This window comes from Ruegeria sp. BJ6, assembly GCF_056537885.1.
In genome coordinates this window covers 91,367-106,359 of record NZ_JBQFSG010000004.1, presented here as the reverse complement: position 1 = coordinate 106,359, position 14,993 = coordinate 91,367, and the positions used below count along the sequence as shown (strand labels likewise).

The following is a 14,993-nucleotide window of genomic DNA, read 5'->3' as shown; positions in this document are numbered from 1 at the left end:
TTTGCTTACATGTTCGGATAGTTCGGACCGTCCCCACCCTGCGGTGTGGTCCAGGTGATATTCTGGCTGGGGTCTTTGATGTCACATGTCTTGCAGTGAACACAGTTCTGGAAGTTGATCACGAATCGCGGACCGTTCTCATCTTCGACCATTTCATAGACACCCGCCGGGCAGTAACGCTGCGCGGGTTCGTCGAATTTTGGCAGGTTGACCTTAACCGGGATTTCGGGGTCCGCCAAGCGCAGGTGGCAGGGCTGGCTTTCCTCGTGGTTGGTTGCGGCGAAGGACACGTTGGTCAAACGGTCAAAAGACAGCGTGCCATCGGGTTTCGGATAGTCGATGGGCTTGTGCTTGCTGGCATCTTCGGTCGATTCCGCATCATTCTTGCCATGGCCCAACGTACCGAACAACGAGAACCCAAATGTGTTGGTCCACATATCCAGACCACCAAACACCAACGAGGCCGTCAGGCCCCACTTGGACCACATCGGCTTGACGTTGCGCACTTTCTTGAGGTCGCTGCCGATCGCGCCATTGCGGACTTCGCTCTCATAATCGGTCAGTTCATCACCCGAACGCTCGGCCTTGATGGCGTCATACGCGGCCTCGGCTGCGGCTTTGCCCGACAGCATTGCGTTGTGGTTGCCCTTGATGCGCGGGACGTTGACCATGCCCGCCGAACAACCCAGCAGCGCCACACCCGGCGCGACCAGCTTCGGCATCGACTGATAGCCGCCCTCGGTGATTGCGCGGGCACCATAAGCCACGCGCTTGCCGCCTTTCAGCAGCTCGGCCACCATCGGGTGATGCTTGAAGCGCTGGAATTCCATGTAAGGATACAAGTGCGGGTTCTTGTAGTTCAGGTGAACCACAAATCCGACATAAACCTGATTGTTCTCAAGGTGATAGATGAACGATCCACCTCCGGCATTACCGCCCAGCGGCCAGCCCATGGTGTGCGTGACCGAACCTTCCTTGTGCTTGGCCGGGTCGATCTCCCAGATCTCTTTCATCCCGACGCCGTATTTCTGCGGTTCTTTGCCAGCGGACAGGTCGTACTTGGCGATGACTTCCTTGGACAGCGAACCACGGACGCCTTCCGACAGGAACACGTATTTGCCGTGCAGTTCCATGCCCGGCTCGGTGTTCGGACCGTACGAGCCGTCTGCTTCCAGACCAAAGACGCCGGCCACAACGCCTTTGACCTCGCCGTTTTCGCCATAAACCACTTCGGAACAGGCCATGCCGGGGAAGATTTCGACGCCCAGTTCTTCTGCCTGTTCCGCCATCCAGCGGCAGACGTTGCCCATCGAGACGATGTAGTTGCCGTGATTGTTCATCAGCGGCGGCATCGGGAAGTTGGGGATGCGGATCTGACCCGCTTCGCCCAGCATATAGAAGTTGTCCTCGTTTACCGGCACGTTCAGCGGAGCGCCCTTTTCCTTCCAGTCCGGGATCAGCGCGTCCAGACCGCAGGGATCAAGAACCGCACCCGACAGGATATGCGCGCCAACTTCGGACCCTTTTTCCAGCACAACAACGTTCAGGTCGGCATCCAGCTGTTTCAGACGGATGGCCGCCGACAGGCCCGCGGGGCCTGCGCCCACGATAACCACATCGTATTCCATCGCTTCGCGTTCAATCTCGGCCATCGCGGGCTCCTTAGCTAACTTTCCGAATTGGCGCTTTCACCGCATGGTTGGCGCAATTTTGTTTCACGGGTGATTACCCGTTGTGAAAGTGTCTGGTCAATCGAAACACGGCGTAAAACTGCCGCAATGCGGCATATCAATCCTCTGGCGCGTCACCCATCAGGTATCTGGGACCGCTACCATGCGTTTTTGCACGGTCATCGGGGTTGTAGAGGGCACATTTAGGCAGGCTGAGGCACCCGCAGCCGATGCATCCATCCAGATTGTCGCGCAACCGAAGCAGAGTATCGATTCGCTGGTCCAGATGCGCACGTAGCCTGACGCTGATGTCTTTCCAGTCCTGCGGGGTGGGGGTGCGGTTGCCAGGCAGACCCGACAATACCTCTCGGATTTCGGGCAGGGTCAGGCCGAATTGCTGTGCGATCATCACAAAGCTCAGGCGCCGGATATCGGCGCGCTGATACCGCCGCTGCCCACCAGCGTTGCGCCAGGGCGCAATCAGGCCCTGCGCCTCGTAATACCGGATGGCTGAGACCGCCAGCCCCGTCCGCTGGGCCAAAGCCCCGATTGCCAGTCCTTCAGAAACAGCCATGCGACCCCCACAAATACCTTGACCTAAAGTTAGGTTTAGAAATTACGGTGAGTCGGGACAAGCCTGAAACAGAAAGGATGACCACATGATGGCGACACTTGAACACACCAATTTCACCGTGCGCGATCCAAAGGCCACGGCTGAGTGGATGCAGGATGTATTCGGTTGGAAAACCCGGTGGGAAGGCCCGGCGATTGCGGGCGGATACACCGTGCATGTGGGCAGTGCGCACACGTATCTGGCGCTTTATGCCCCGGGCGACCCGAAACCTTCGGGTGAGAGCAGCTATGACATAGTTGGTGGACTGAACCATGTGGGTGTGCTGGTCGATGACATCGACGCGACCGAGGCCAAAGTGCGGGCCGCCGGGTTTGAGCCGCACAATCACGCCGACTACGAACCGGGGCGGCGATTCTATTTCGACGACGACAATGGCATCGAATTCGAGGTTGTTGCCTATGATTAGGCTGTAATCCGCGTCAGTTATCACTGACCTCTTGCAATTTGCGCGCCATTTGGGTCAGGTATTCAGCGACCCAATCTGTCGCCCCGACGCTTTCGTGCGGCGGGGCGACACAATTTTTGCGTGGACGAAGAAAAAATGGAAAAGATCCCCATGACGCCTGCGGGCTTTGCCGCGCTTGAGGCAGAGCTGAAGACCCTCAAATCCGAAGAACGCCCGGCCATCATCAAGGCCATCGCCGAAGCACGCGAACATGGCGACCTTTCGGAAAACGCCGAATACCATTCGGCCCGCGAAAAGCAGTCCTTTATCGAAGGCCGCATCAAGGAACTTGAGGGGACCCTATCGCTGGCCGACGTGATCGACCCCAAGAAACTGTCGGGCGCGATCAAGTTCGGCGCCCGGGTCACGCTGGTCGACGAGGATACCGACGAAGAAAAAACCTGGCAGATCGTGGGTGAACACGAAGCAAACATCGAAAACGGTCTGCTGAACATCAAGTCACCGATCGCCCGCGCCCTGATCGGCAAGGATGAGGGCGACAGCGTCGAGGTACGTACACCGGGCGGTATGCGGTCTTACGAAGTTTTGAATATCCAGTACTCCTGACGGAGCAGTTATCATGTCCGGGCCCAACTCAGACCGGGAATCCGAGCGACCGACATCTCTGGGCATCTATGATCGGCCCGGCAACCCGTCCATCACGGGGATTGAGATTGCGGCCGTTGCACTCAGCCTGATCTGGCTGGTGGTTTCCGTAATTTTTCTGGTATTGCCGGGCGAAACCCGGAGCGGCGGGTTTATCGTCGCACTTCTGGCTGTCTTCATGCCGGTTGCCATGATCTGGGTTGCCGCGCTGGCGATGCGTGCCAGCCGGGTCATGCGCGAAGAAAGCGAGCGGTTGCAAACGGCTATCGACGCCATCCGGCAGGCCTATGTCATCCAACAGCAAAAAGCGGCCAGCGCCTATGAACCGGCCGTCAACCAGAAGCTGGATGAAATCGCGGAAGCTACCAAAAAGACCGAAGAAGCGCTGGTCACCTTTTCATCGAAACGGCACGAGCCCACACGGGCCACACAGCCCCCGAGTCCTGCGTCGCAGGACGACCAGACATCGCTGGAGCTTGGCACATCGGCCGAGGAGATTGCCCCGCCGCTGACATCTGAGACGTTTATCCGCGCCTTGAATTTTCCGGAAACGCCCGAAGATACCGAAGGGTTTGCCGCATTGAAGGCAGCCCTGAAGAATCGAAAGACGGCACAGCTTATTCAGGCCGCGCAGGATGTGCTGACACTGCTCAGTCAGGAAGGCATCTATATGGACGATCTGCGCCCCGACATGGCACGGCCCGAGATCTGGCGCCAGTTTGCGCATGGAGCGCGTGGGCGGGCGGTTGCCTCGCTTGGGGGTATCCGGGATCGCTCATCGTTGGCGCTGACGGCCGGCCGGATGAAACAGGACCCGATCTTTCGCGATGCGGCGCATCACTTTCTGCGCCGGTTCGATCATATGATCGTCGCGTTCGAACCAGAAGCCAGCGACGCTGAACTGACCGCGCTGGGGGAAACGCGCACGGCGCGGGCGTTCATGTTGCTGGGCCGCGTGGCGGGGACGTTTGACTGAGGTCGCTATCTGTCACCGGCCCTGCATCGACCGACCAGCTCATCCGGGTCGCTTTGCTGAAACCGAAGATGTATTTGAACAGTCCGGTCGTTTCTTCGCCTTTGGGTAAGAAACCTTCACGCTCGTACAGGGCGCGGGCGCGGGGATTGGTGTCGATCACGTCAAGCTGCACTTCGCGCATTCCTGTACGCCGGGCTTCTTCCTTGATCGCAGCCAGAAGTGCCGTGCCCACACCTTGGCCGCGGGCGGCTGCATCGACGAATATCCCATCCATCTGAAAGACATCCGGCTGAAGTTTGCGTTCCAGCACGCCCAGAATCAGACCCCGCCAAGTGGCCCCGAACCAGCCATAGACACGCGCCAGATCTGCCATACTTCCTTCGGCCAGCCCGCCTACATCGGTTTTGAACCCGGCCAGACCCAACATTCTGCCATCGGCATTTCGGGCCACGAGGGCAAAGTCCGGGTTCAGCGCCTGCTGGAAAAACTGCAGACCCTTGCTGTCCGGCCCCATGACCCGGTTCAACTTGGCCGCGAAGGCCTGCCAGAAGAGCGCCGCCGCCTGCGCGCGCTCATGATCCGAGAATCCGCGTGAGACCGAAACCGTCACAAGCCGAAGTTTCCATAGGGAATGAACCGCACGGGATCACCCGGTGTTATGTGGCACTCACCATCCCCGATCTCAACAAGACCTTCGGCCCAGCTCAGGCCGCTGATCCGTCCGGACCCTTCTGATCGGAAAACTTCGACCCGACCCTCCCTTACGCGGGCGCGCAGATATTCGCGGCGGCCCGGCTTCTTGCGCTTTTCAAACGCCGCAGGCAGGTCAAAGCCCTGCGGCACCTGCCAGCCTTCGCCAGCCATCAGCCCAAGGGCGGGGCGGGCGAATATCAGAGTGCAGACCATCGCCGCCACCGGATTTCCCGGCAACCCAAAAACCGGCGTTTGGTTCCATACGCCCAACGCCAAAGGCCGCCCCGGCTTGAGGGCGATACGCCATTCCTGCATGGCACCGGCCTCGCGCAGCAAGGCCGAAACGTGATCTTCATCTCCTGCAGACGCCCCGCCGCTGGTCAGGATGACATCGGCCTTGCCTGCCGCTTCATCCAGCTTGTCTTTCAAAACAGCCCGATCATCCGCGACCCGGCCGATATCCACCGCCTTGAAACCCAGCCTTTCGATCATCGCCAACAGCATCGGGCGATTGGCATCGTAGATCTGGCCGGGCCCAGCAGCGGCGCCGGGTTCGACCAATTCATCCCCGGTAGACAGGACGGCCACCCGCAAAGGGGTGCGTACAGGAACCTCGGCCACCCCCACAGCGGACAAAAGCGCCAGATCAGCAGGTGTGAGCCTGCGGCCCGCCGTCAGCGCGATGTCCCCTGCGGCGACATCTTCGCCCGCACGCCGCGTATTGGCCCCCTGCTTCAGCGGGCCGTGAAATGCGATGTGATTGTCCTGAACCGTCACATCCTCTTCCAGAATGACGGTATCCACCCCATCAGGCAGGGCCGCACCGGTCAGAACCCGCAGGGCGTGGCCCTTAGGGACTGTGCCGTCATAGGGTATCCCGGCAGCCGAACGCCCTTCGGTCAGCGGAAATACATGCGCGCCTTCGGGCACTGCCCCCGCAAAGCCATACCCGTCGACCGCCGTGTTCGGCTGTGGTGGGTTGGATCGCAGCGCGGTGACATCACCGGCCAGAACGCGGCCTGACGCGTGGGCCAGAGGAACCGTCTGAACCCCCGCGATCGGGCGCAATCTGTCCCGCAACAGGTCCAGAGCCTCATCAACAGGTGTCCAGTTCACACCTGCCGGTAACGCGAAACAGTCGTTTCTGAGTGGTGGGGGGGAAATATTCGGTTTGTCCTGTGTCACACCCAGTATCCAGCCTTCCTCTGACGCGCTGACATCCAATTGGATCGCCAATTCCTCAACCGTCAAGCGGGCCAGAGTCAAGGCGACCTGTTCTACCTGCCATGCATCCCTGATCCGGTTTGCGGGTTCCTTGCCAAAATTCAGCGAAGGCCAGATCTCGACAAACGCAACAGGTTTATCCAAGAGCTCGAACGGCCAGACGGCCACCTTTCCGGCGAAGCGGTTCCGCAACCGGGAAAGCACGGGCAACCCCATCATCACCTGACCGCCAACAGCCCCGGCACCCGCCATCTGCCAACACGTGAAACTACCTTTGGCCAGATGTTCAACCGCGCGACGATCTGGGAATGGATTACGATAGTCGGATTTGTTACGCGGCAAACCTGTAATGTCGCGTTGCAGGGCGTTCATCCAGAATGGCCCCTTTCCGCCAAATCCACGATTTATCTCACCGGCCAGATCGAACCGGTTGTTCCTGTCGGGCGCGTCTTCGATCCGGGCCTCGAACCATGACCACATCTCCAACGGATCGTCCGAACCCGTCAGCGCCCGCGCAAAGCCCTGTGGATAGCTGAAGGGGAAATCAAAGCCCAGAAACAGGCGGCGGCCCGCAGCCAATTCCGCCGCGATCAGCTCAGCCAGCCAGTCCTCGGCCAGTTTTCGGTTGCGCAGATATACCGGCTCTTCCGCCGCGCCATCCCGCGCTACGCAGGCCCAGATTGCATCCTTGCAGGGGCGCGGGCCTGTATCGTTTCCACCAGACCAGTCCACCATGGCAAAGGTCTGGAACGGTATCACAAACCGACCTCCCGCAGAATGAAGTCCGTGATACCTGCGGTGTCGTTCAGGTCAAAAACCGGGCGATCCAGATTCAATGGCGAGTCACTAGCCACGGCGCGGATCGTATCATCATCAGTCGCGATCAGCGGTTGTCCCGGCTCGGCCCGATGGGTTTCGATCTTGGGGTGACGCTCGCGTTTGTAGCCTTCGATCAACACCAGATCGACGGGTGAGAGACGCCCCAGCAAATCCTTCAGCGCAGGTTCTGGCGCGCCGCGCAATTCCTGCATCAGGGCAATACGGTATTGCGAGGCCAGCAAGACCTCGGCCGCCCCGGCCTGACGATGCCGATAACTGTCGCGACCCGGCTGATCGACGTCAAAGGAGTGGTGCGCGTGCTTTATGGTCGAGACGGTGAAACCACGTGCGGTGACTTCCGCCACAAGGCGCTCCATCAATCCAGTCTTGCCGGTATTCTTCCATCCGGTCACGCCATAGATTTTCATGCCTTCTCCAGCATCTTGTGCGCCAGTTCCAGATCATCGGGCGTGTTGACGTTGAAGAACGGATCAAAGGGGTCCGCCGGAAACAGCGCCTCACGCCCCTCATGTCTGTCGGTCCACAACACGACCTTGCGCAGCCCGTCGTTCAGTGCCGCCCGCAGGTCGTCCCGCAGGGCGACAGGCCAGAGACCGAAGGTCGGATGTCGGTTCACGCGCTTACCTCCACCGGATTTCAGCGCCTCATCCCCGGTGCGCGGCGTCGTGGCCAGAACCAGCGGATGGGTCTGCCCCTGCGATGCCTGCACCAGCCGTTCAACCAGATCACGCGGAAAGAACGGCGTGTCGGCAGCGGCGGTTACGATACGGTCAGCCCCCTGCCCGGCAGCCCAATCGAGCCCGGCAAGAACCCCGGCCAGAGGTCCGGCAAAACCTTCGATAGTGTCAGCAAGCACAGGCAGACCCAGATCGGCAAACCGTTCGGGATCGCCATTGGCATTCAGCGCAAGGCCATCCACTTGCGGTCCCAGACGGTTGATCACATGCGCGAGCAGGCTTTTTTGTCCAAGCTGAAGCAAACCCTTGTCACCACCGCCCATTCTGGTGGCAAGCCCGCCTGCAAGGATGACGCCAAGAGTCTGCTGCATTCTCTATCCCCAGATTCAAACCGATAACCGGTCGCCACTTCGCGACGATCCACAATCTAATCAATTCAGTTGAAATGCCGAGGGGTAAAGCTGGTGGAGGACAAACAGCCACATGATCAGTGTCCCGATTGACAGGAAGGATGTAGAGGAAACGATATGGGCTGCAAGCTTGGGTTCCTGCTCATAATGCTTGGCCAGCAGGAACACGTTCTTCGCCGTCGGAACCGCCGAGGAAACGGTTGCCGCGATCGTCCACAACGGGTCCAGCCCGATCAGATGGGCGGCCAGCAGCACCAGCCCCGGCGCGACGATCAGCTTTACCACCGTCAAAGACAGGATCATCGGCCCGGTCTGCACGATCGTGCGCACGCTGGTGGTAAACCCGATCGCAAACAGCGCAACGGCGGCCAACGCCTGGCTCAGCAATTCCAGATAGTCCGAAACCGAATCCGAGAACCCTATGCCGGTGAACGAATACGCAACACCCAGCAAAGTCGCGGCGATGATCGGATTTTTGAGAACGTTCAGGAATATCTTGTAAATCGGCGTCTTGGTGCCTGCCTTGTGCCCTGCCGAACTTTCCAGAATGGTTGTCATGACCAAAAGCAAAAGTGCAACGACCAGATTGGCCAATACCGCCGGCAGCGCACCCTTCGAGCCGAAGATCGCGTGCAGAACAGGCAGGGCGACCAGCGCGGTGTTTGAGGCGACAGCGGCAAATGCCGCCACAGTTGCAGCACCGGTCTGCAGATGCACCACGCCCCTCAAACAGAAAAACAAAACGATGAACAGGGCCAGCAACGTTCCACCGTAGGAGATGTAGAAGCCGTAGTTGATGAGGTTCTCGAATTTCTCCTGCCCGATCAGATAAAACATGATGGCTGGGATCAGGACGTAAACCGCGAATTGAACCAACGCATCGGCGGTGTTTTCGCTCAGAAGCTTTGTCCACGAAAACACGTAACCCGTCAGGATAACCGCAAATACCGGCGCAATAAGATTGATCAGTTCCATGTCTCTCTCCGGCCGGAGCCTGTTCAAATTCTGTATCTGCGCCCTCCATACTAGGGCACATCTATAAGAATTCGCATGATTTTCTTGAGACAGCTACCCTGAGAGGCAAAAATCAGGGCAAAGAGCTTTTTCTCTTATTCCGTTTTTCTTCGCTGGGAATGCTCGCCGGATCAACATCCCGAACCAGCCGATCCTCTCCTGACAGGCACACAAATCGCTGTCCGCGCATGCGGCCAATCAGGGTCAGGCCAACCTCGCGCGCGATCTCGACGCCCCATGCGGTGAAACCTGATCGGGACGCCAAGACAGGGATGCCCATCATCGCGGTCTTGATCACCATTTCAGAGGTCAGACGCCCGGTGGTGTAAAGGATCTTGTCCTCCGCCTGTTCACCTTCGGACAGCATCCAGCCAGCGATCTTATCGACCGCGTTGTGGCGACCGACGTCCTCCATATAAACCAGCGGGCGGTTTTCACGGCACAGGACGGTGCCATGAATCGCACCAGCCTCAAGATACAGAGACGGCGTTCGGTTGATTTTGGCCGCTAGATCATACAGCCACGAGGTGCGCACCTGTACCTGCGGCAGACGCACGTCTTCGAGCCCTTCCATCATGTCACCGAACACGGTGCCCACGGCGCATCCACTGGTGCGTGTCTTTTTCTTGAGCTTGTCCTCGTACGAGGTCTCACGTGCGGTACGCACGACGACGGTTTCCAGATCGTCGTCATAATCGACACGCACAATGTCGTCGTCCGCGAGCAACATCCCCTGATTGCGCAGGAACCCAAGTGCCAGATACTCGGGGTAGTCACCAATGGTCATCGCGGTCACGATTTCCTGCGAATTGAGAAATATGGTCAGAGGGCGTTCCTCGACCACCGAGATGTGACTGGCTTGCCCGTTCTGGTCCACGCCTTCGACCGCCCGGGTCAGACGGGCCGCGCCGGGATCCGGTGCGATGATATATTCCGTCAGGTCTGTTTCCGTGGCCAATTGCAACCCTTTCCCAAGCCCGCTACTGCTGATGCCGACACCATAGGATTTAGCCATGGCATTCACCACATCCAAGTCATACTTCTGGAAGGGTTTTCGGGACGGCTCACCTTTTGTTTTCGTGGCCATTCCCTTTGGCACGCTTTTCGGCGTGTTCGCCACCGAGGCTGGGCTGGATATCGTTCAAACCATGGCCTTTACAGCAACCGTGTTTGCAGGGGCAGCGCAGTTTGCAGCACTGCAATTGCTGCAGGACGGGGCACCAACGGCAATCGTGCTGGCCTCGGCCTTGGCGGTAAACCTGCGGATGGCGATGTATTCGGCCTCGCTGACGCCGTATCTTGGGGCGGCCCCGATGTGGCAGCGGGCCTTTGCGGCCTATCTGACTGTTGATCAGTCCTATGCCTGCTCGATCGTGCGGTTCGAAAACGAACCTGATCTGACTGTACCGCAGCGGATGGCCTATTTCTTCGGCTCGGTCACGCCGATAACCCCGCTGTGGATTCTGTCCACCTATCTGGGTGCGGTTCTTGGCACGCAAATTCCGGAAAGCTGGGCGCTGGATTTTGCCCTGCCCATTACGTTTCTGTCCATGATCGGCCCGATGATGCGGACGATGGCACATGTGGTGGCGGCACTTGTTGCGATTTTGGTGTCCCTGCTGACCGTGGCGATTCCGTTCAATCTGGGCCTGCTGATCGCGGGTTGCGCAGGCATGATGGCTGGAGCGCAGGCAGAAGTGATGCTTGAGCGCAGAAAGGCAAAGGCATGACGCAGATCGACCCCACCACCATGTGGATCATCATTGTCGGGCTGGCAGTTGGCAGCTTTGCATTGCGGTTCGTCTTCATTGGCTTTGTCGGCGACCGCCCGATGCCGCCGTGGCTGTTACGCCACCTCAGGTACACGGCAGTGGCCATCCTGCCCGCATTGATCGCGCCATTAGTTGTCTGGCCCTCGGCAACCGGTGGGGAAGCCGATGTGCCGCGGATGAGTGCAGCGACGGTCGCGCTGGCAGTAGGGCTGATAACGAAAAACGTTCTGGCGGCGATCTTTTCCGGTGCCGCCACGCTGTACGGGCTGCTGTACCTACTCGGTTGACACCCGGTCCAGCTCGTTCAGTTTGGCGTTGTTCTCTGCCAAACCTTTCTGCAGGTCGGCATCATCGTATTCATAGTAGGTTTCGGTCACTACGCCGGGGATTTGCCCGAACTGGTCCGACAGCTTTTTCGGCTGGTACACCACATCTATCTGCTCGAACCCCGGCACCTGTTGCAGGATGCGCGCGGTGTAGTTCGCGCAAAACGCGCCGGGAACCGGCCCGGTCTGTTTTGCCAACTGATAGGCGATTTCGGCCTGTTGCGGCGTCACCTGCAACGTCTGAATGACCGCGTGGTGGGTGGAACGCGCATGAGACGCCCGATACGCCTGTTCAACCGCCGGAGTGATTCCATAAAGCACATCATCCTTAACCGGTACGATGTCAGCCTGAAATGAACCGGCCGGGTCGAAAATCACACGCTCACGCGCATTGATCATCAAAGAGGTGTGCGCGCCCTGCCCTGTACGGTTGTTGATCATCGTATAGAGCGTAAGCGTCGAAGGGCCCGGATCGCGATAGGACCGGGCAACGATCTGTGCCGGATCACCCTCGGGACGTTTCGATCCCGCGCACCCTGCAACGGTTGCCGCCAGAAGACAGGCAATCAGAATTCTGAGCACAGACACACCCGTTCAGATCAGGAGGTGAACACAGCCATGAAAAGCAGTATGAAAAGGATGACCGCAACGGTCCATGTTGTGAATTTCACAAACCCTTCAAAGGTCTTTGTCTGAACGGTGATGTCCATTTCGCCGTGCTTGTGTTCAGCCATTTCAGAATCTTTCCTATTCGCGTGTTTATTTGGTGGATAATGCAAAAAAATGCGACTGTCACCACGTCATTCGCGCGCAGGCATCATGGATTGCAAAGGTGTACAACCCGGATATCCAAATCCCCAGCGCCAGGGCAGGCCAGTACAGGGGCCGCCACCAAACCGCACTGCAAGATACATCGAACCGGCAATCGTCGAATAGGCCGAACGGACCTGTTCCGGGGTCATCTGGTATCGAATGGCGAAGTCATCGGCGCGCTGGTTACCGTCCTCGACGACACATGCCTTCAGCGCCTCATCCGCAGCCAGACGGGCCTCAAAGCTGTCTTCGGCGGTCGAGGTACCTGCGGCATTGTGATAGGCCCGGTCATGGATCACACAACATGCCTCCCATGGGGGTGAGGAGTCGTGCATTTCACCGAATGCGGGGAAGGTATCGGCCACAAGCCGCCAACTGGATGACAGGCCACCAGAACAGCCGTCCGTTTCGAACGGCACAGGTTCACCCGTTTCCAGCACCTCCATCAGGGCGCGGTGGCCGGGCATTTCAACCGTTCGCATGAGGTCCTGGCTGGCCACCGGCGTTGCCATTAGCAACAGGCCCAGCACAAGATCACGGGTATTCATCACGCATCGCCTCGGTATCAACAGACAGACCGAACTCTGTCGCCAGCCACAAAAGCAGGCGTTCCGCCGGGCCCATTTCGGCACGCACCCGCAGAACCTCGTTCGCCATGGCGGGCCTGTCGGTGATTAAGCCGTCCACACCCATCGAGACCATGGCGGACATCTGCAGCGGGTCGTTGATGGTCCAGACGTAAAAATCCTTTCCCGCGTCCTGAACCGACCTGATCAAACCGGGTGAGGCCATGTTTGCGTTGACGGCGACGAAATCACCGTCAAGCCCCGCCAGATCGCCCACAGCCGTTGCCGCCAGAATCCCGACGCGCCAGTCCGGACGCAGCGCCCGCATCTTCTGAACCGCCGGGTATTTCAGGGACATGATGGCAATGTCTTCTTCCATACCCAGTTGCTCAACAATCTCAGCGACACGATTCTCCAGATCGACGTCGTGCCCATAGTATTTCAGTTCGATAATGACCTTGGCTTTACCTCGCGCAGCAGCCAGAACATCGCGCAGTGTCGGCGTGCGTTCATCTGCGTATTCGGGGCCAAACCAGCTGCCAATGTCGATATCGTCCAGATCGGCCATTGTTGCGTCCCAGATCTTGAGGTTTACCCCCGCCAGCTTCATGAAATCACTGTCATGAGCCACGACAACAACTCCGTCCGCCGTTTCCTGAACGTCGATCTCGACCCAATCGGCGCCGTCATCGATAGCTTTCAGGACAGATGCCATCGTGTTTTCAGGCCGTAAAGCCGCCGCACCGCGATGCCCGATGACATCGACATTTTCGGCACCTTGCGATTTGGCCAGCAAGTCCTGGCCAATCCAAATGCCCCCAATAACCGCCACGGCGGCCAGAGCCATCAAGCCAAATACTCGCCCACGCAGATTGCGGGGTTCGGGATGTGGCGGTTCGGGCGTTTCGATTTCGAAAAACCCATCCAGCAGAACTGCCAACGCCCCCAATGCAATGGCCGCCAGGACCAACCCCGCAAGCGACCACAGCATTGCCACGATCAGGCTGACGATCAGTGCCAGCCGCAGGTTGGTCCCCTCCTGCAAGGGAACAAGGCCAAAGACCAGACTGGCCAGACCGCCGATCGCCGCGGCAATTACGACGCGGATCAACAGCCAAAGCACCAGTTCTATCTTGAGGCGACCACGCTTACCCTCCATCCGCCGCGCACTTTCTTCAAACGCATCAGCGGGCGCCACCTGTTCAAACAGGACGAGGTGCAGCGACAAGGCCCAAGCGGAAAGACGGCGGATCAATACCCAGGCGAGAATGGCAATGACACCACCGATCAGCGCGACAGCAATCCAGAAAGACGGAGGATGGAAGGTCAGGTAATAGTTGATGTCGTATTCCGTCAGCGTCCACCACGCAATCAGCGCCGCAACCGCTGCGAAAGGAAGGACCAACAGCAGGACCTTCAGAACAAAGCGCACCGCAAAGCCAAGCAGATTGGGCAGTCTTGAGACAATCAGACCGATCGCGGAACTTCCCGCGTGCCACGGATCACGCTCACCCATCCGAAGGGACCCGGCCATGACGGAAAAGACCAGAACCTCGGCCAGCAGAAATAGGCTGAGAACTATAACGGCCGAAACGAAACCAACCGGCGACAGAATAAAGGCTGCAATGTCCTGATCTGTCAGTGCCGTCTGATCAGACAGTGAGACCGCTAGATTGACCGCGATGGCCACTCCTGGCGCGATCAGCGCAATGACCAGCAGGCGCACCGCGATGTAGATCGGAACGAACATGCGCCGACGCGCCCATGCTCCGGCGTAGGCGATTGTAACGGCTGAAAAATGTGTCACGCGGCAAACTCCTGAACGATGCAATCATTCAAAGCTGCGCAACACTGAATTGCAAGCTAAGAGGTCATTCCTCTTCCAGATCTGCCGCCAGACGGAAGCCGATGCGATTGGCCGGCTTGTCCTCGATCGATTTTGGCAGGGCGCGCAGCATCACGTTCAGCTGGCTGACATGTTGGACTAGCTGAGTTTTGCCCCCGGCCCCATCCGAGCCATAGAATGTCACGATATCCGGATCGAAATACCCCATCCCTTCGATACGCAGCACACCCGCGTCGCCACCGGTGAACCCCATGGCAACTTCCTGACTATTGTCGAGCTGCTTTTCAAAGTTCTGGATGTACAGGATCAGACGCTCATAGGCCCATTGCGCCGGGCTTTTGGCCTCGACCGGTTTCTGCAGCGTCTTGGGCAGTTCCTTTGTGCCCGAGTCCGCCTCGGAGTTCGCGTGGACCTCATAACAGCGCGGAAGCGCCGCGGCCTCGGCAGCTTCGGCTGACGTTTCGATCTTGTCTTCCATCTC

At 58.7% G+C, this 14,993-nt stretch carries 18 protein-coding genes; 5 read left to right on the top strand and 13 right to left on the bottom strand.

Features of this window, described 5'->3' with window-relative positions; genetic code table 11:
* Nucleotides 1–5: 5 nt before the first annotated feature.
* Both ACR0D6_RS11210 and soxR read right to left on the bottom strand, forming a co-directional pair.
* A complete protein-coding gene (locus tag ACR0D6_RS11210) occupies nt 6–1,652 on the bottom strand; it encodes an electron transfer flavoprotein-ubiquinone oxidoreductase (RefSeq protein ID WP_480765558.1) in 1,647 nt (548 codons plus the stop codon).
* A 136-nt stretch (nt 1,653–1,788) separates the two neighbouring features.
* Nucleotides 1,789–2,244 carry a redox-sensitive transcriptional activator SoxR gene (gene soxR / locus ACR0D6_RS11205; RefSeq protein WP_170654610.1) on the bottom strand — a complete coding sequence of 152 codons (456 nt, stop codon included), beginning with the start codon at nt 2,242–2,244 and terminating at the stop codon, nt 1,789–1,791.
* A gap of 85 nt (nt 2,245–2,329) precedes the next feature.
* Here soxR and ACR0D6_RS11200 point away from each other — a divergent pair, with 85 nt between their 5' ends.
* The 3 genes from ACR0D6_RS11200 to ACR0D6_RS11190 all read left to right on the top strand — a co-directional run bounded on the left by ACR0D6_RS11200 (nt 2,330) and on the right by ACR0D6_RS11190 (nt 4,331).
* Nucleotides 2,330–2,710 carry a VOC family protein gene (locus ACR0D6_RS11200; RefSeq protein ID WP_480765557.1) on the top strand — a complete coding sequence of 127 codons (381 nt, stop codon included), beginning with the start codon at nt 2,330–2,332 and terminating at the stop codon, nt 2,708–2,710.
* A gap of 135 nt (nt 2,711–2,845) precedes the next feature.
* On the top strand, nt 2,846–3,316 hold the full coding sequence (gene greA, locus ACR0D6_RS11195; RefSeq protein ID WP_170654607.1) for a transcription elongation factor GreA: 471 nt from the start codon (nt 2,846–2,848) through the stop codon (nt 3,314–3,316).
* Nucleotides 3,317–3,329: 13 nt separating this feature from the next.
* The gene (locus tag ACR0D6_RS11190) at nt 3,330–4,331 is read left to right on the top strand and encodes a hypothetical protein (RefSeq protein ID WP_170654605.1); all 1,002 of its coding nucleotides are present in this window, start codon (nt 3,330–3,332) and stop codon (nt 4,329–4,331) included.
* On the opposite strand, the gene ACR0D6_RS11185 is transcribed toward ACR0D6_RS11190, so the two are convergent.
* From ACR0D6_RS11185 to ACR0D6_RS11160, 6 genes are all read right to left on the bottom strand, one after another.
* Nucleotides 4,294–4,941: a GNAT family N-acetyltransferase gene (locus tag ACR0D6_RS11185; RefSeq protein ID WP_480765556.1), complete on the bottom strand. Its 648-nt coding sequence runs from the start codon at nt 4,939–4,941 to the stop codon at nt 4,294–4,296. The genes ACR0D6_RS11190 and ACR0D6_RS11185 overlap by 38 nt on opposite strands.
* The gene (locus tag ACR0D6_RS11180) at nt 4,938–6,983 is read right to left on the bottom strand and encodes a molybdopterin-binding protein (protein ID WP_480765673.1); all 2,046 of its coding nucleotides are present in this window, start codon (nt 6,981–6,983) and stop codon (nt 4,938–4,940) included. The genes ACR0D6_RS11185 and ACR0D6_RS11180 overlap by 4 nt, the downstream gene beginning before the upstream one ends.
* A 20-nt stretch (nt 6,984–7,003) precedes the next feature.
* Nucleotides 7,004–7,495 (bottom strand): molybdopterin-guanine dinucleotide biosynthesis protein B, encoded by a 492-nt coding sequence (gene mobB, locus ACR0D6_RS11175; protein WP_170654603.1) that lies wholly within the window; start codon nt 7,493–7,495, stop codon nt 7,004–7,006.
* Nucleotides 7,492–8,136, bottom strand: a complete 645-nt coding sequence (gene mobA, locus ACR0D6_RS11170; RefSeq protein WP_480765555.1) for a molybdenum cofactor guanylyltransferase MobA — start codon at nt 8,134–8,136, stop codon at nt 7,492–7,494. Before mobA ends, mobB begins: the two co-directional genes overlap by 4 nt.
* A gap of 60 nt (nt 8,137–8,196) precedes the next feature.
* Nucleotides 8,197–9,150 carry an AEC family transporter gene (locus ACR0D6_RS11165; RefSeq protein WP_480765554.1) on the bottom strand — a complete coding sequence of 318 codons (954 nt, stop codon included), beginning with the start codon at nt 9,148–9,150 and terminating at the stop codon, nt 8,197–8,199.
* Between the two features lie 112 nt (nt 9,151–9,262).
* Nucleotides 9,263–10,204: a formate dehydrogenase accessory sulfurtransferase FdhD gene (locus tag ACR0D6_RS11160; protein WP_480765553.1), complete on the bottom strand. Its 942-nt coding sequence runs from the start codon at nt 10,202–10,204 to the stop codon at nt 9,263–9,265.
* On the opposite strand from ACR0D6_RS11160, the gene ACR0D6_RS11155 reads away from it, so the two are divergent.
* Nucleotides 10,203–10,919, top strand: a complete 717-nt coding sequence (locus ACR0D6_RS11155; protein ID WP_480765552.1) for an AzlC family ABC transporter permease — start codon at nt 10,203–10,205, stop codon at nt 10,917–10,919. The two genes, ACR0D6_RS11160 and ACR0D6_RS11155, sit on opposite strands and share 2 nt — an antisense overlap.
* A complete protein-coding gene (locus ACR0D6_RS11150; protein WP_480451560.1) occupies nt 10,916–11,248 on the top strand; it encodes an AzlD domain-containing protein in 333 nt (110 codons plus the stop codon). Before ACR0D6_RS11155 ends, ACR0D6_RS11150 begins: the two co-directional genes overlap by 4 nt.
* Here ACR0D6_RS11150 and ACR0D6_RS11145 read toward each other — a convergent pair.
* The 5 genes from ACR0D6_RS11145 to ACR0D6_RS11125 all read right to left on the bottom strand — a co-directional run bounded on the left by ACR0D6_RS11145 (nt 11,237) and on the right by ACR0D6_RS11125 (nt 14,990).
* On the bottom strand, nt 11,237–11,869 hold the full coding sequence (locus tag ACR0D6_RS11145) for a hypothetical protein (RefSeq protein WP_480451561.1): 633 nt from the start codon (nt 11,867–11,869) through the stop codon (nt 11,237–11,239). The two genes, ACR0D6_RS11150 and ACR0D6_RS11145, sit on opposite strands and share 12 nt — an antisense overlap.
* Nucleotides 11,870–11,886: 17 nt before the next feature.
* Nucleotides 11,887–12,021 carry an aa3-type cytochrome c oxidase subunit IV gene (locus tag ACR0D6_RS11140; RefSeq protein ID WP_170654591.1) on the bottom strand — a complete coding sequence of 45 codons (135 nt, stop codon included), beginning with the start codon at nt 12,019–12,021 and terminating at the stop codon, nt 11,887–11,889.
* 66 nt (nt 12,022–12,087) lie between these two features.
* The gene (locus ACR0D6_RS11135) at nt 12,088–12,648 is read right to left on the bottom strand and encodes a hypothetical protein (protein WP_480765551.1); all 561 of its coding nucleotides are present in this window, start codon (nt 12,646–12,648) and stop codon (nt 12,088–12,090) included.
* Nucleotides 12,635–14,473, bottom strand: coding sequence for a glycerophosphodiester phosphodiesterase family protein (locus ACR0D6_RS11130; protein ID WP_480765550.1), 1,839 nt, complete (start codon nt 14,471–14,473; stop codon nt 12,635–12,637). Before ACR0D6_RS11130 ends, ACR0D6_RS11135 begins: the two co-directional genes overlap by 14 nt.
* Before the next feature lie 64 nt (nt 14,474–14,537).
* A complete protein-coding gene (locus ACR0D6_RS11125) occupies nt 14,538–14,990 on the bottom strand; it encodes a DUF6173 family protein (RefSeq protein ID WP_480451566.1) in 453 nt (150 codons plus the stop codon).
* Nucleotides 14,991–14,993: the final 3 nt, after the last annotated feature.

Coding starts and splice junctions, on each gene's coding strand:
- soxR (WP_170654610.1), bottom strand. CDS start 2,244: ATGGCTGTTTCTGAAGGACTGGCAATCGGGGCTTTGGCCCAGCGGACG.
- ACR0D6_RS11160 (WP_480765553.1), bottom strand. CDS start 10,204: ATGGCTAAATCCTATGGTGTCGGCATCAGCAGTAGCGGGCTTGGGAAA.
- ACR0D6_RS11200 (WP_480765557.1), top strand. CDS start 2,330: ATGATGGCGACACTTGAACACACCAATTTCACCGTGCGCGATCCAAAG.
- ACR0D6_RS11140 (WP_170654591.1), bottom strand. CDS start 12,021: ATGGCTGAACACAAGCACGGCGAAATGGACATCACCGTTCAGACAAAG.
- ACR0D6_RS11150 (WP_480451560.1), top strand. CDS start 10,916: ATGACGCAGATCGACCCCACCACCATGTGGATCATCATTGTCGGGCTG.
- ACR0D6_RS11135 (WP_480765551.1), bottom strand. CDS start 12,648: ATGAATACCCGTGATCTTGTGCTGGGCCTGTTGCTAATGGCAACGCCG.
- mobA (WP_480765555.1), bottom strand. CDS start 8,136: ATGCAGCAGACTCTTGGCGTCATCCTTGCAGGCGGGCTTGCCACCAGA.
- ACR0D6_RS11125 (WP_480451566.1), bottom strand. CDS start 14,990: ATGGAAGACAAGATCGAAACGTCAGCCGAAGCTGCCGAGGCCGCGGCG.
- ACR0D6_RS11210 (WP_480765558.1), bottom strand. CDS start 1,652: ATGGCCGAGATTGAACGCGAAGCGATGGAATACGATGTGGTTATCGTG.
- ACR0D6_RS11155 (WP_480765552.1), top strand. CDS start 10,203: ATGGCATTCACCACATCCAAGTCATACTTCTGGAAGGGTTTTCGGGAC.
- greA (WP_170654607.1), top strand. CDS start 2,846: ATGGAAAAGATCCCCATGACGCCTGCGGGCTTTGCCGCGCTTGAGGCA.
- ACR0D6_RS11165 (WP_480765554.1), bottom strand. CDS start 9,150: ATGGAACTGATCAATCTTATTGCGCCGGTATTTGCGGTTATCCTGACG.
- ACR0D6_RS11180 (WP_480765673.1), bottom strand. CDS start 6,983: ATGGTGGACTGGTCTGGTGGAAACGATACAGGCCCGCGCCCCTGCAAG.
- ACR0D6_RS11190 (WP_170654605.1), top strand. CDS start 3,330: ATGTCCGGGCCCAACTCAGACCGGGAATCCGAGCGACCGACATCTCTG.
- mobB (WP_170654603.1), bottom strand. CDS start 7,495: ATGAAAATCTATGGCGTGACCGGATGGAAGAATACCGGCAAGACTGGA.